The 14,692-nt window shown below is 70.9% G+C and carries 13 protein-coding genes and 1 pseudogene; 7 read left to right on the top strand and 7 right to left on the bottom strand.

Translation table 11 applies throughout. From position 1 onward, the window contains the following. From DDP54_RS00700 to DDP54_RS18305, 4 genes and pseudogenes are all read left to right on the top strand, one after another. Window positions 1–993: a glycosyl hydrolase family 32 gene (locus DDP54_RS00700; RefSeq protein WP_109130114.1), complete on the top strand. Its 993-nt coding sequence runs from the start codon at window positions 1–3 to the stop codon at window positions 991–993. Window positions 994–1,040: 47 nt separating this feature from the next. Continuing rightward, a complete protein-coding gene (locus DDP54_RS00695; protein WP_242448131.1) occupies window positions 1,041–3,860 on the top strand; it encodes a phosphoenolpyruvate carboxylase in 2,820 nt (939 codons plus the stop codon). Window positions 3,861–4,197: 337 nt separating this feature from the next. After that, window positions 4,198–5,118: pseudogene (locus tag DDP54_RS00690) on the top strand (IS5 family transposase). Between the two features lie 92 nt (window positions 5,119–5,210). Further along, complete coding sequence (locus tag DDP54_RS18305) at window positions 5,211–5,354, top strand: GPGG-motif small membrane protein (RefSeq protein ID WP_197711267.1); 144 nt, start codon at window positions 5,211–5,213, stop codon at window positions 5,352–5,354. Window positions 5,355–5,760: 406 nt separating this feature from the next. On the opposite strand, the gene DDP54_RS00685 is transcribed toward DDP54_RS18305, so the two are convergent. From DDP54_RS00685 to DDP54_RS00655, 7 genes are read right to left on the bottom strand one after another with little or no spacing between them, the layout of a single operon-like run. Further along, window positions 5,761–6,675: an ABC transporter substrate-binding protein gene (locus DDP54_RS00685; RefSeq protein WP_109130112.1), complete on the bottom strand. Its 915-nt coding sequence runs from the start codon at window positions 6,673–6,675 to the stop codon at window positions 5,761–5,763. Continuing rightward, window positions 6,672–7,400 (bottom strand): ABC transporter permease, encoded by a 729-nt coding sequence (locus tag DDP54_RS00680; RefSeq protein ID WP_109130191.1) that lies wholly within the window; start codon window positions 7,398–7,400, stop codon window positions 6,672–6,674. Before DDP54_RS00680 ends, DDP54_RS00685 begins: the two co-directional genes overlap by 4 nt. Continuing rightward, entirely contained in the window at window positions 7,397–8,071 is a 675-nt protein-coding gene (locus tag DDP54_RS00675) for an ABC transporter permease subunit (protein WP_109130111.1), read from the bottom strand. Before DDP54_RS00675 ends, DDP54_RS00680 begins: the two co-directional genes overlap by 4 nt. Then, window positions 8,068–8,880: an ATP-binding cassette domain-containing protein gene (locus tag DDP54_RS00670; protein ID WP_109130110.1), complete on the bottom strand. Its 813-nt coding sequence runs from the start codon at window positions 8,878–8,880 to the stop codon at window positions 8,068–8,070. Before DDP54_RS00670 ends, DDP54_RS00675 begins: the two co-directional genes overlap by 4 nt. Next, window positions 8,877–10,196: a multidrug effflux MFS transporter gene (locus DDP54_RS00665; protein WP_242448130.1), complete on the bottom strand. Its 1,320-nt coding sequence runs from the start codon at window positions 10,194–10,196 to the stop codon at window positions 8,877–8,879. The genes DDP54_RS00670 and DDP54_RS00665 overlap by 4 nt, the downstream gene beginning before the upstream one ends. Then, the gene (locus tag DDP54_RS00660; protein ID WP_109130108.1) at window positions 10,193–11,176 is read right to left on the bottom strand and encodes a zinc-binding alcohol dehydrogenase family protein; all 984 of its coding nucleotides are present in this window, start codon (window positions 11,174–11,176) and stop codon (window positions 10,193–10,195) included. Before DDP54_RS00660 ends, DDP54_RS00665 begins: the two co-directional genes overlap by 4 nt. Continuing rightward, a complete protein-coding gene (locus DDP54_RS00655; RefSeq protein WP_109130107.1) occupies window positions 11,173–11,604 on the bottom strand; it encodes a MarR family transcriptional regulator in 432 nt (143 codons plus the stop codon). The genes DDP54_RS00660 and DDP54_RS00655 overlap by 4 nt, the downstream gene beginning before the upstream one ends. Window positions 11,605–11,858: 254 nt before the next feature. Between DDP54_RS00655 and DDP54_RS00650 the strand changes: the two genes are divergently transcribed. The 3 genes from DDP54_RS00650 (at window position 11,859) to DDP54_RS00640 (ending at window position 14,667) form a co-directional block, all read left to right on the top strand. Then, window positions 11,859–13,073, top strand: a complete 1,215-nt coding sequence (locus DDP54_RS00650) for an ROK family transcriptional regulator (RefSeq protein WP_109130106.1) — start codon at window positions 11,859–11,861, stop codon at window positions 13,071–13,073. A 134-nt stretch (window positions 13,074–13,207) separates the two neighbouring features. Next, on the top strand, window positions 13,208–13,390 hold the full coding sequence (locus tag DDP54_RS18470) for a hypothetical protein (RefSeq protein ID WP_242448148.1): 183 nt from the start codon (window positions 13,208–13,210) through the stop codon (window positions 13,388–13,390). Continuing rightward, complete coding sequence (locus DDP54_RS00640) at window positions 13,387–14,667, top strand: extracellular solute-binding protein (protein WP_109130104.1); 1,281 nt, start codon at window positions 13,387–13,389, stop codon at window positions 14,665–14,667. The genes DDP54_RS18470 and DDP54_RS00640 overlap by 4 nt, the downstream gene beginning before the upstream one ends. The last annotated feature ends 25 nt before the right edge of the window (window positions 14,668–14,692 follow it).

Raw genomic sequence — 14,692 nt, 5'->3', positions numbered from 1 at the left:
ATGTACCTCCTTCCTGACTCCTGGACGTGGGACAGCTGGTTCGTCGACGACGGCGAGCAGTTCCACGCCTTCTACCTCAAGGCCTCACGCGCACTGGGGGACCCCGACCGCCGGCACCGGCACGCGAGCGTCGGCCACGCCGTCTCGAGCGACCTGCGCTCGTGGACCGAGGTCGCCGACGTGCTCGTCGCCAGCGACGGCCCCGCCTTCGACGACCTCGCCATCTGGACCGGGTCCATCGTCTGCGGCCCCGACGGACTATGGCGGTTCTTCTACACCGCGTGCAGCCGTGAGCGGCCGGAACAGCAGCGGATCAGCATCGCCACCTCGAGCGACCTGATGACCTGGAATGTCGACCCGGGGCGCAAGCCGCTCGAGGCGGATGCGACGTGCTACGAGAAGCTCGGCGACTCGGCCTGGTACGACGAGGCATGGCGCGACCCGTGGGTCTTCCAGGACCCGGCGGGCCACGGGTGGCACATGCTCATCACGGCGCGCGCGCGCGAGGGTGCCCTCCGTGAGCGCGGCGTCATCGGTCACGCGACCTCGCCCGACCTGGAGACGTGGCAGGTCGAGCCCGCCCTCAGCGCCCCAGGGGCCGGGTTCGGCCAGCTCGAGGTCCCCCAGGTCGCCGTCGTCGACGGCCGCGCCGTGCTGGTTTTCAGCTGCCTGGACGGTGAGCTTTCCGACGAGCGACGCGCGAGCGACGCCGGTGGCGGAATCTGGACCGTGCCGATCGACAGCCTGACCGGACCGTACGACATCTCCCGCGCGACGCGCCTGACGGACTCGACGCTCTACGCCGGTCGGCTCGTGCAAGACCGAGCCGGGGCATGGCAGCTCCTCGCATTCCGGAACCGCGACTCTGACGGGCACTTCGTCGGAGGACTCATCGACCCGCTGCCGGTCTCGTGGATCGGAGACCGGCTCAGCCTCACCGTCGGGACACCAGGCGCACTGTCGGCTCCACCCCCTGAACGCGCGTACCGCTGATTCAGTCGCTACCCACGCATCGCGAGCGACCACCCGTCGTGAAGTGCATGGACACGAGACAGTTGACGCCGTCAACAAGATCTGCCAAACCGTCGGCTGAGCCTCAGATGTCCCGCTTTCCCGGTCCGGGACACCAGGCTTCCTCGGCCCGGCTCGCACCCGGCTCCCGCGCACTGGCTAACCTCCATCTTGTGCTTGCCAACAACACTCCACAGGACGCTCGGCGTGGCCTCGCCCACCACGACGTGCCCGATGCGCTGCGCAACGACGTCCGCCTTCTCGGTGGGCTGCTGGGCAGGGTCCTGCGCGAGGCGGGCGGCGAGGACCTCCTGGCAGACGTCGAGTCTTTGCGGGAGCTCACGATCCTGGCGCACGACGAACAGGGCACGGCCGCGCTCGAGCAGGCGGAGGCGCTGGTCGAGGGCTTCTCGGCGCAGCGTGCCGAACAGGTCGCGCGCGCGTTCTCGTGCTACTTCCACCTGGCCAACCTCGCCGAGGAATACCACCGGGTGCGCATACTGCGCGAGCGGGAGTCCGTCCATGCCCCGCACGAGCTCGCTCCGGACGACTCACTGCCCGCCGCGGTGGCCGCACTCGCTGAGGAGATCGGATTCGAGGCCGCGGTCGGACGCCTGCAGGCGCTCGAGTTCCGTCCGGTCGTCACGGCACACCCCACCGAGGCACGTCGGCGCGCCGTGGCGAGCGCGATCAGGCGGATCTCGGAGCTGATCATGGAGCGCGACGCGCTGTACATCGGCGGGACCTCGCTCGCCGAGAATGAACGGCGCCTGCTCGCCGAGATCGACACGCTGTGGCACACGTCGCCGCTGCGTGCCGCCAAACCCACCGTGCTGGACGAGGTCCGCACCGTGATGGCGGTATTCGACGCCACGTTCTTCGACGTGTTCCCGTCGGTGTACCGGCGGCTCGACGACTGGCTCCTGGGGGACGCCGCAGGAACGAAGGCACCGGTCGTCCGCCCGTTCGCCAGGCTCGGCACCTGGATCGGCGGGGACCGCGACGGCAACCCCAACGTCACACCGGACGTCACGCGCGCCGCCGCTGTGATCGCATCTGAGCACGTGCTGGTCGCTCTGGAGGCGGCGGCGCGGCGCGCGGGCGACACGCTCACCCACGACGGCAACGGCAGCCCCGCGTCGCCCGAGCTGCTCACGTTGTGGCAGCGCCAGCGTGAGCTGTCGGAGACCGTGACCACGCATGTGGGCGGCAACGCGCAGAACGAGCCGCACCGGCGCGCACTGCTCGTCGTCGCGGAGCGCATCGGCGCAACGCGGCGCCGGGACGCCGACCTGGCCTATGGGAACCCCGACCAGCTCGAGGCGGACCTGGCCGTCGTGCAGCGCTCGCTGCTCGAGGCCGGCGCCCCGCGTGCGGCCTATGGGGACCTGCAACACCTGATCTGGCAGGTGCAGACCTTCGGGTTCCACCTGGCCGAGCTCGAGGTGCGCCAGCACTCCCGGGTGCACGATGCGGCACTCGCTGAGATCGCCGAGCACGGCATCGACGGACCGCTCTCCGCGATGACTCAGGAAGTGCTGGACACGTTCCGGGCGATCGGCGCCGTCCAGCGCCGCCACGGTGCTCAGGCCGCCCAGCGCTACATCGTCTCGTTCACGCGCAGCGCGCGGCACGTCGCCGCGGTCTACGAGCTCGCCGCCCTCGTGTTCCCGGACCCGGCCCTGGCCCCGGTCATCGACGTCGTGCCGCTGTTCGAGACGTCCGCGGACCTGGAGGCGAGCGTCGACATCCTGGAGGGGATGGTTCAGCTACCGGCGGTGCAGCGCCGCCTGGCGGTCAACGGCCGCCGGGTCGAGGTCATGCTCGGCTATTCCGACTCCTCCAAGGACGTCGGGCCCGTCGCGGCAACGCTCGTGCTCGACGTCGCACAGAGCAAGATCACGCAATGGGCCCGGACCCGTGACGTCACCCTGACCCTGTTTCACGGTCGCGGCGGGGCCCTGGGACGCGGAGGCGGTCCCGCCAACAGGGCGCTGCTCGCGCAGCCGCCCGGTTCGGTGGACGGCCGGTTCAAGGTCACCGAACAGGGCGAGGTCATCTTCGCCCGGTACGGAGACCCGGCGATCGCCGCACGGCACATCGAGCAGGTCGCCGCGGCGACGCTTCTCGCCGGCGCCCCATCCGTGGCCGCGCGAAACGCGGCGGCGACCGAACGGTTCGCGCCCCTCGCGTCCGCGCTCGACCGGACCTCGCGCGCCCGCTTCCACGAGCTCGTCGGCGCCAAGGGTTTCCCTCGGTGGTTCGCCGAGGTGACCCCGTTGGAAGAGATCGGCCTCCTCCCGCTCGGCTCGCGCCCGGCTCGTCGCGGGCCAGACGTCGAGTCGCTCGACGACCTGCGCGCCATCCCGTGGGTGTTCTCCTGGTCCCAGGCCCGCACGAACCTGGCGGGCTGGTTCGGCCTGGGCACCGCGCTCGACGAGGTGGCTGACCTCACCGAGCTGCAGACCGCGTACGCCGACTGGCCGCTGTTCGCGACGATCATCGACAACGTCGAGATGTCCCTCGCAAAGACCCATGAGGGCATCGCCGCACGCTACCTGGCGCTCGGTGACCGTTCCGACCTCGCCGACCTCGTGCTCGACGAGATGGGGCTCACTCGCCGATGGGTTCTCGCGATCACCGGAAGTGACAGCGCACTGTCCCATCGCCGGGTGCTGGGGCGTGCCGTTCAGCTGCGCAGCCCGTACATCGACGCCCTCTCCCTCCTCCAGCTCCGGGCACTGAAGCGCTTGCGCACTGGAGCCTCGCCCGACGACGTCGACGACCTGCGTCGCCTGCTGCTGCTGACCGTCAACGGAGTGGCCGCGGGCCTGCAGAACACGGGCTGAGCCGCAGGCCCGTGCGCCACACGACTGTCGCGACTCGCTCTCTGCGCCCGAAGGAGTTCTCATCCTTGCGTGTCGCGAGCAAATCGGAAGACCTCGACCTCTACCCGGACAACGACGTGCCCACCCCGCCCACACCCTCATCTGTGAAGAGCCGGGAATCCCGCGGAATTGTTGAGAAAAGGACCCTAAGTTGGACCCTGAGCCCAGCGTACGGCGCTGAATGGCCGCGGACACAGACGAACGAGAACGTGGCCTGACTTGCGCAGACGCGAACAGTGGCGAACAGAGAATACCTCCAGAATGCTCTCTGGGGTGAGGCTCGCGGCAGTCTGTGCGCGTGACGTCGTCTTCTCGGTATCAGGTGTTCTCTGACGCGCAGTGGGCTTGGGTGGAGCCGTTGTTGCCGTCGAACGCGGGCGGCGCGGTCATCCGTTCGGGGATGACCGTCGGGTGGTCGAGGCGATCGCCTACCGGTATCGGACCGGCATCCCGTGGCGCGACCTGCCGCGGGAGGTCTTCGGACCGTGGCAGACGGCGTGGAAGCGTCACCGCCGGTATGCCGCTGACGGGACCTGGGACCGGGTCCTGGGCCGACTGCTGGCCGAGGCCGACGCGGCCGGCCAGGTGGACTGGAAGGTCTCGGTGGACGCGACGATCGCCCGGGCCCACCAGCACGGCACGAACACGACCCGCCCCGACCAGGACACAGGGGGCAAGGTCGAATCACAGGAATCTGCCGATCAGCGAATGTGAACCTGCAGGTCACGGCATCGGACGCTCACGCGGCGGGCTGACCACCAAGATCCACGCCGCGGTCGACGGCCGAGGACGCCCGCTGGCCGCAGTGGTCACCGGCGGGCACCGCAACGACGGCGCCCTGCTCGACGCGGTCCTGGCCGACATCCGCGTCCCGCGCCTGACCGGAGGCCGCCCACGCACCCGACCCGACATGGTCCTCGCGGACAAGGCGTACACCGCCGGGGTCTACCGTCGCGCCCTGCACGCCCGCGGGATCACGGTCGTGATCCCCGAGAAGTCCGACCAGATCGCCGCCCGCAAACGCCGCGGATCCCGAGGCGGGCGGCCACCCGGGTTCGACACCGCCGCCTACCGCGGCCGCAACGTCGTCGAACGCCACTTCGCCCTGACCAAGCAATGGCGCGGCCTGGCCACCCGCTACGACAAGCTCGCCATCACCTACCGCGCCGCCATCATCCTCGCCGCCTGCATCACCTGGACACGCCTATGGGAGACATGACCTAGACGAGCTCCGGGAGCGAGCGATGGTGCCGATCTACCCATGTGGGTACTTTCGGGATACGAGGTCACGGCGCAGAGGAGGTGAGATACGTGGCAACGCTGTTGTGGATCCTCGCGGTAGTCCTGGTGATATCCGGGATCGTCGCGATCGTGCGCAAGCAGGTCCTCTGGGGCATTGTGCTCATCGTCGTCGGGCTCCTGGTGGGTCCCGGCGGAGTGAGCATCTTCACGTAGCCGACGCAGTCCCGTTCCCCGAACGCCGTCAGGAGGAGGTTCACCAGGAGACGAGGGTCGAGCGCTTGCGCGCGATGGACGTGGTGCGCCACGGCGCGGCGACGGCCTGGACCTGCAGCGCGCACGCACCCTTCTGGTGCGTGGCGGGACCTCCGCACTCGGGTTCGCCGCCACCGGGCTGACCCGGGACGCCGTCGGCACGGCGATGCCGCGGACCGGCAGCCCGACCGGCTCGAGGTCCTTCTCTACGACGGTGCGGACCACCGTCGTCGACCGCGGTCACGTCGCCGCACGGGTGCGCGCTTGGTTCCCGACGGCGTCGACTCCGCACTGGAGCTGGTCGGCACACCGACGCTGCCTCACACCCCGGGAGCGGTGCCGGCGCGCGGTGCTCGGGTGGAGGGTGTCAGCCGAGGTCGTGCTTGCTGATCCAGTCGGCCGCGATGGTCGCGGCGGGCAGCTGTTCGTCGACGCTGCGGGCATTGAGCGTGACGAGGCCGTCAGGTGTCAACGCCGCGCTGACCTTGTTGACGACGCTGGTCGCTGTCTCGTCGATCGCGTCGCTGGCGAGCGGCACGACGTGGGAGGCGAGGAACAGGCCCTTGGTGTCCTCGAGTGTCACGAGGTCGCTCTTCTGGATGGACGGGTCGGCGGTGTAGATGATCGCCAGGTTGATCGTGCCGTCCTTGAGCGCCTTGACGGTCAGTGGCCCGCCGCCGTCTTCGATCGGGGTGAAGCCGACGTCCAGGCCGTAGGCCGCCTTCATGCCGGCTGGGCCGTTCGGACGGTTCTCGCCTTCGGAGTTGCCGCCGAGCACGAGCGGCTCGGTGACCTTCGCCAGGTCGGCGATGGAGGTCAGGCTCCACTTCTCGGCGAACTCGCGGGTGACCGTGTAGGAGTCCTGGTCGGTGGCGGCCGACTGGTCGAGCACGTGCAACCCGGCGGGGGTGGCGCCCTGGAGTGCCGTGTACACGTCGTCGGCCAGGCGCGCGGTGGTGGTGGGCTCCCAGAACTGCAGCAGCGGGCCGGTGTACTCCGGGAACAGGTCGATGGTGCCCGCTTCGATCTCGGGCAGGTAGGCCTCGCGCTGCCCGATGCGCAGCTGGCGGTCGATGGTGTAGCCGTTCGCCTCGAGGGCCTGGGCGTAGATCTCGGCCACGATCTCGTTGGAGTAGTAGTCCTGCGAGCCGACGACGATCGCGGCCCGGCTGCTGCTGGTCGCGCCCGGGTCGGTGAGCGGATCGGCGCTCGAGCACGCGGCGAGTGCCAGCCCGAATGTGGCCAGGACGGCGACGCGGGTCAGGGTGCGGGTGGTGTTCATCGGTGTCCTTCTGTGGTGGGGAATCGGGGGTGGCGTCGGGACTCTCGGGCGGGCTGGGCCGGCTCGACGGGCTGCGTGCGCCGTGCGCTCGCGCGGTGCAGAGCGGCGAGGGCCAGCTCGAGGACGAGGGCGAGGGTCGCGACGATCACGGCGCCGCCGAGCATCTGGCCGTAGTCGCGGGACTTCAGGCCGGTGAACAGGTAGCGGCCCAGGCCGAGGTCGGCGACGTACGCGGCGAGGGTCGCGGTGGCCACGACCTGGAGGGTGGCCGCTCGCAGGGCGCCGACGATGACCGGCGCCGCCAGCGGCAGCTCGACCTGCCGGACGAGCTGCAGCTCGGTGAGCCCCGTGGCGCGCGCGGCGTCGACGGTCGTCGGGTCGACGCCCCGCACCCCCGCGGCGCAGCCGGCGAGGAGGGAAGGAACCGCCAGGACGACGAGCGCCAGTATCGGGGCGCGCGCACCGATGCCGACGATGAGGCCGAGCAGGGTCAGCAGCCCGAGCGTCGGGATAGCGCGGGCTGCACCGGCGAGTGCGACCGTCACCAGCTGTCCGCGTCGGGTGTGGCCGACAAGGACGCTGGCCGGGACGGCGATCAGGGACGCGGCGACAAGGACGACGGCGGTCAGAGCCAGGTGCTGGCCGGCCCGCAAGGGGATCGAGTCCGGACCGGACCAGTGGCTCGCGTCGGATAGCCACAGGAAGGCATCGTGCAGGAGGTTCATGCGGCCGCCGCCGTTCGGGGGCGCTCGCGTGGGTCGGACCACGCACGGTCCCAGCGGGTCAGGGCGCGTCCGACCAGAGCGCACGCGCCGTCCAGCAGGAGGCCGACGAGCACGGTCCCGATGATGCCGGTCGCGACCTCGGGCAGAATGCCGCGCTGGAACCCGTCTGTGAACAGGCTGCCGAGGCTCGGTACCCCGATGAGCGCGCCGATCGTCACCAGCCCCACGGTGCTGACGCACACGACCCGGGCGCTGGCGATCAGGAGCGGCGTGGCCAGCGGCAGGTCGACGTGCCAGCACAGCGACCATCGTGAGTGGCCGACGGCCTCCGCGGCGCGGCGCACGTCGGGGTCGACCGCACTGAACGCGTCGGCCGCCGTACGAACCATCAGGGCAGCGCCGTAACAGGTCAGAGCGATCGCGATCGTGCTCGTGGACCGCAGGGGCACGCCGAACAGCACCGGGATCAGGATCAGCAGCGGCAGCGCCGGGATCGCGTACACGAGCGTCGCCGCGGTGCTCAGGACGGCCCCGACGCGTGGCAGTCGCGCGGCGGCATATCCGACGGGGATGGCGATGAGAAGGCTCGCGAGCACGGCCAGCACGGAGAGCAGGAGGTGCGCGCGGGTTAGGTCGAGAACCTGAGGCCACGCGTGGGACAGCCACGTCATGTCGTGAGCACCCCGGCCGGGCGACCGTCCCCGTCGATCAGCAGGGTGCGACCGTCGACGTCGACCGCACGCAGCTCGCGCCTGGCGTCGTCCAGTCCGACGAAGGATCGGACGAACGCGTCGGCAGGGCGGGCGAGGATCTCCGTCGGTGTGCCGACCTGGGCGACCTCGGCGTGCTCACGCAGGATGACGACCTCATCAGCCACGAGGAAGGCCTCGTCGATGTCGTGGGTCACCAGAAGGACGGTCTTGCCCAGATCCTGCTGGAGTCGGCGCAGCTCGTGCTGAAGCTCGCGCCGCACGACGGGGTCGACCGCGCCGAACGGCTCGTCCATCAGCAGGATGTTCGGGTCCGCCGCCAGGGCCCGGGCGACGCCGACCCGCTGCTGCTGCCCACCGGACAGCTGCGCCGGGTAGCGGTCGGCCATCGACGCGTCCAGGCCGACGCGCTCCATGAGCTCGAGGGCGCGGGTCCTGGCCCGGCGTCGGGGCATGCCGCGCAGGACCGGGACGGTGGCGACGTTGTCGGCGACCGACCGGTGCGGGAGCAGGCCGCCGGCCTGCAGGACGTAGCCGATCGAGCGGCGCAGCTGGACCCGATCCACCGCGGCGACGTCCACCCCGTCGATCAGCACGCTCCCCGCGGTGGGCTCGACCATGCGGTTGACCATCCGCAGCAGCGTGGTCTTGCCGGACCCCGAGGACCCGACCAGGGCGATCGTCCGGTGCGAGGGCACCGTGAGGCTGAACCGCTCGACAGCCACGGTTCCGCTGACGTAGGTCTTCGAGACCGCTGCGAACTCGATCATGCGGCACCCACCGAACCTTGGGGCGCCCGGCCGGCAACGAGCTGCCGGGCGGCGCGGCTGCCGGGTCCTCGCGGCGCGAACAAGAGGAGGCTGACCCACGCGAGGCCGACGCCGACGAGCATCACCGCGACCATCGGCCAGGCGGTGGATCCACCCCCAGCGCTGGCCAGCGGCGCCGCGACGGCCATCGCGATGGCTTGGACGACGCCCTGCAGGCCCGCGGCCGAACCGGCGGCGTGCGTGGTCTCGGCGGCGCCGAGCGCGGCGGAGTTGCCGAAGATGAATGCCTGGACGGCCATCAGCAGCAGGAACCCGGCGCAGGTCAGGATCAGGGGGGTGCCCCACAGCCCGACCCCCAGAGTGAGTGCGACGACGGCGGCGGTCGAGGCGGTCAGGCCCACACCGATGAGTCGTCGCGTCGGTATGCGGCCGACGAGGCGCGCGTTGACGAGGGTGAGCAGGATCTGGGCGAGCGCCGTCGAGGCGAAGAACATCGCGTACGCCATCGCCCCCATGCCTTTGCCGACCTGCAGCACGTAGGAGGCGTTGGCGATGTAGGCCATCATCGTGAACGCGGAGAACGCCGAGGTCAGCGTGTATCCGACGAACGACCGGATCCGCAGCACCTCACCGAACTGCCCGACCGAGTGGCGCAGGCCTCCACGTCGCCGCCGCTCGACCGGCAGCGTCTCGGGCACGACAAGCACGGCGGTGACGATCATCAGCGCACCGAGCGCGGCGAGCGCCCAGAACACCGTCCGCCACGTTCCCGCGGTCACGACGGCCGCGCCGGCGACCGGGGCGATCATCGGTGCCAGACCGCCGATGGCCATCAGCACGGACATCAGGCGCGCGAGCCGGTCTCCGCGCGCGACGTCGATCAGCACGGCGCGTGCGACCGCGGCGGCGATACCGCCGCCGAAGCCCTGGACCAGGCGGGCGGCGACGAGGAACCAGATCGACGGGGCGAGGGCGCACGCGATCGCCCCGAGCGTGCACAGCACGCCGCCGACGATGAGCGGCACACGCCGGCCGCGCTGGTCGGACACCGGCCCGCCCACCAGCTGTCCGGCACCGAGCCCGACGAAGAACGCGGTCAGCGTCAGGCCGACCAGGGTCGCCTGTGTGGCCAGGGCGAGGGTGACCTGGGGGAACGCGGGGGTGTACATGTCGGTCGCGAACGGTGGGATCGCGCTCTGCAGCGCCAGCGTCCCGATCAGCGCGGCCGTCACCGGGACGGTGCCCGGGCGCGCCGGTCCACCCGGATAGGTGCGGCGAGCCGTTCGCGCGGACCGGGTGAGGGTGGGTCGGGTCACAGGACGACGACCCCCTTGCCGCCGACCGTGCCGGCTTCCATGTCGCGGTGCGCCTGGGCGATGTCGTCGAGCTGGTAGACCCGGCCGACGGGGACGCGGGCGCGGCCGGCGGCGACGTCGTCGAGGAACGCCTGCAGCACCGGGGCGGGCAGATCGGTGGCGTCGCCGGAGTACGCGGTGAGCCGGACCCCGTTCGGGAGCCAGTCCATCGGGTAGAACTCGGGGATCGTCCACTGGTCCGAGAGCATCCCGGTGAAGCACACGGTCCCGCCGGGGCGCACGGCGCGCAGGGTGTCGGCCAGGACGTTCACCCCGACCAGCTCGACCGCCCCGTCGACCCCGCCGGGGACGATCGCGCGGACCTGGGTGGCGATGTTGCCGTCGTCGATCAGGACGTGGTCGACGCCGGCCGCCTCGAGCAGCGCGCGCCGGGAGGGGGAGCGGGTGGTCGACAGGACGGTCAGCCCGCGCAGCCTGCCGAGGGCGGCCAGGGCGAGGCCGACCGAGGACGTGCCGCCGCGGATGAGGAGCGTCTGCCCCGGCGTCAGGCGCACGCCGACCTCGAGGGAGCCGTGGGCGGTCTGGAGCATCTCCGGGACCGCGCCGAGCACGTCCCAGGGCAGGTCGCTGGTGAACGGCACGACCTGGGAGGCGGGGACGAGGACGTACTGGGCGTAGCCGCCGTCGCTCGTGCGGCCCCTCCCGCCCATCATCGCCATGACCTGGGTTCCGGGGGCGAGCTCGCCGCCGGGGGCGTCGGCGACCACGCCGGTCGCCTCGATGCCGGGGATGCGCGGGAACGACCCGGACGATCCCTGGCCGCGACGGAAGTGCAGCTCGGAGCGGTTCAGCCCGAATGCGCGCACCTCGATCAGCACCTGGCCCGGTTCGGCGCGTGGCACGGGCACGTCCCGCACCTGCAGGACCTCGGGACCGCCCGGGCGGTCGATGACGACGGCCCGCATCGTGCGGGCGCTCATCGGGCCACCTGGGGGAGGGTCGCGCCGAGCTTCGCCAGCAGGCGCGCCAGAGCGACCGTCGTCTCGGCCAAGGCCGTCTCGCCGGCGAGGTGCTCAGCGAGGGTCGTGGCCATCAGCGCGACGCCTGCGTCGTGCGCGGCGTCGCCGGCGGCGGTCAGGGTGACCAGCGACGAGCGCCGGTCGCCCGGGTGGGCGCTGCGGACCGCGAGGCCGTCCCGTTCCAGCCGGTCGACGAGCTTGCTCGCCGCGCCCACGGTGATCCCGAGGTCCGTACGCAGCTCCTGCACCCGGCACTCACCGGCATGGCGACGCACCACCCGCAGCGCGGACAACGTCCCCAGCGAGACCCCGCCGCCGGCCCGCAGCCGGTCGTCGAGGTGGTTCCACAGGTACGTCTCGTACCCCACCAGCACATCGAAGAAGTCCATGCCCAGCACAACTCCATCACCAGGAAGTGTATTCCCAGTGATGGAAAATCTGCTGCGGAGCGCGACCCAGCGCCCGTCAAGCCACCAGCTCTGCGAGCTCCTCGTGAACCGCGGCCAGCACGACGGTTCGGGCGGTGACGGCGTCAGATGCCCCTAGCGCGGCCTTCGCCACCAGTCGTGACCCAACTGTGATACCGACAGCCTTGCCGACCTTCGAGCGACTGTTATTCTAAGTCGTGAAGGAAGGTGGACAGATGGCCGACGGCGCAACGACGCGCGACCTGCGGACCCGCAACCGGGCTCGCGTGCTGCGCCAGGTGGTAGTGGCAGGTGAGACCACGAGAGCGGACCTTGCCGCTCAGTGTCACCTGTCCACGGCGACCGTCACGAACGTGGTCGGCGACCTTCTGCGCGAGGGCTTGATCGAGGAGCGCGGCTCACTGCCGTCGGACGGTGGCCGCCCGATCGGCCAGATCGGGGTGCACGCGCCGGGCGCGTACTTCCTGGGCGCTGATGTCGGCGAGCACGGGGTGGCGGTCGAGCTCTTCGACCTGTCGTTCGAGCGACTCGACCGCGAGTTCCGTGAGGGTCGGACCCGTGAGTCGACCCCCGCGGAGATCGGCGAGGCCTTGCAGGACGCGGTCAGCGCGATCCGCGCACGCCATCCGGAACGGGAGTCCCGTCTCGTCGGGCTCGGCCTGGGACTGCCGGGAATTGTCGAGGACACCTCGGGTCTGCACGGTGGCCACGACGTCATCCTGTACGCCCAGAGCCTGGGCTGGCCGCCGGTGCACATCGACGAGCTGCTGCGTGCGGACGGGCTCGAGGTCTTCGCGGACAACGGTGCCAAGACGCTGGCGACAGCCGAGATGTGGTTCGGCGCGGCCCGCGAAGTCGACCATGCGATCGTCGCGCTCCTCGGGCGAGGCATCGGACTGGGTGTCGTGTCGAACGGCGAGCTCATGCGTGGGTTGGCCAGCAGTGCAGGGGAGTGGGGCCACACCAAGGTCAGCGTGGGCGGGCCGCGGTGCCGTTGCGGCGCTCATGGCTGCCTGGAGGCGTACGTGGGGGCTGATGCGATCCTGCGACGCTGGCGCGACGCGGGCGGCGAGCCACCGGGGTCCGGATGGCGGGCGCTGACTGCCCTCGTCGCGGCTGCCGACGCCGGCGAGAGCGCGGCGATCCGCGTGCTCGACGAGACCGTCGAGGTCCTCGCGCTTGCGCTGGGCAACCTCGTGAACCTGACCAACCCCGAGCGGGTCATCGTCGGCGGCTGGGTCGGGCTGTGCCTTATGCAGTCACGCCGCACCCAGCTGGAGGCGCAGGTTCGCGCTGCGGCCCTGGAGCGCCCGGGCAGCCAGTTCACTCTCGAGCTGTGCCGGTTCGAGGGCGACTCGGTGGCACTGGGTGCCGCCCTGCTGCCCCTGCAACGACTCATCGACGGACCGATGGCGAAGGTGACGGCATGACCACCGTGAGTGCGCAGACCGACGCCGCCGCCTCAGAGGCCCTGACCTGGAGGTCTCCCGTCTCCCCGCACCCTGCCGTCAGGGTGCCGCCACTGCGGCGTGCGAGATCGAGGACGGTGTCACGGAAGGCGGGCGTGGCCCGTCGCCAATGCTTCGGGCTGGTCGTCGTGGACGACGCGACCCAGACCCGGATCCCCAAGGCCAGTGCTGCGTGGTACCGCGAGCAGATCGCGGCCCACACCCGGGCGGTCGGACAGGACCACCCGGGCCTGGGGACTGCAGGAAACACACACCACCACAAGGAGATGGCTCGATGAAGAGAGTACTCGTCAGGTCCGTGGCGGCCGCGGCCGCCACGGTCCTCGTGGGCGTCCTGGCCGCATGCTCGAGCGGCAGCTCGGCCGCCCCCGCGACGCAGGGAGCAACAACGGGCGCGACCGCCAAGGACACCGGGCCGCTGAAGGTCTGGGTCATGGGCGACGTCGGGCCCGCCTTCGAGAAGGCGACAGCCGACTTCACCGCGCAGACGGGCATCACGCTCCAGGTCGACGCCATCCCGTGGGAGAACGTCAACGACAAGCTCACGACGGCTGTCGCCTCCGGGCAGGGACCCGATGTCGTCCAGGTCGGCCTGTCGCTGCTGCCGACATTCGCAGCCGCCGGGGCACTGAAGGACCTGAGCGGCGTCATCGGCAACTACCCCGGCCTCGCGGCCGCGAACTTCCCCGATGCGGTCGACCCGAAGAACCTCGGCAGTGACGGCAAGGTGCTGTCCGTTCCGTGGATCTCCGACACCCGGGTGCTGTTCTACCGGTCGGACATCCTGACTGCCGCCGGATACCCCACGCCTCCGACGACGTGGGACCAGATGGAGCAGGTCGCCAAGGCTCTCAAGGCCCGCGGTGACGGGCAGTACGGCTACTACATCCCGCTGTGGGACAACACGCTGCCGGTGCAGTACACGTGGCAGGCGGGCGGCGACGTGGTCGGGGCCGACGGCAAGGTCAACTTCGACACCCCCGAGTTCGCCGCAGCCGTGGACCACTACCTCGGCTTCTTCGCTGACGGCTCGGCGCCCACGGCCTCGGACTGGGACCAGACCCAGGGCTTCGTCTCGGGCGCGACCCCCATGGTCATCTCGGGACCGTACCTGGCCAAGGCGATCAGCGAGGCAGCACCTGAGCTCGACGGCAAGTGGAGCGTCGCACTGTCCCCGAAGGACAAGAACGGCACGTCCCTGTTCGCCGGGTCCAACCTGGGGGTGTGGAACACCTCGACCCACGTCGACGCCGCGATGCAGCTGATCGACTACCTCGACCAGCCCGCCACCCAGACCGCCTGGTACCAGGCACAGGGCGAGCTGCCCACCAACCTGCAGGCACTCGACGAGCTGTCCAAGACCGGTGACGCGGCCCTGGCCGTCTACGCCAAGCAGCTCACCGAGGCCCGCACCGTCCCGATGGTGCCGGGCTGGGACCTCATCGCCAACGAGATGGCCACGGCACTGACCGCGATCGGCACTACCGGAGCCGACCGGGACTCCACGCTCGAGGCGTTCTACGCCAAGGCCGCTCAGATCTCCAGCAACTACTGACCGTGCGGAGCCAGGGGCCGCGCAG

It is taken from the genome of Cellulomonas sp. WB94, from assembly GCF_003115775.1.
Lineage (GTDB): Bacteria > Actinomycetota > Actinomycetes > Actinomycetales > Cellulomonadaceae > Cellulomonas_A.
This window is presented reverse-complemented; position numbering and strand designations above follow the sequence as displayed.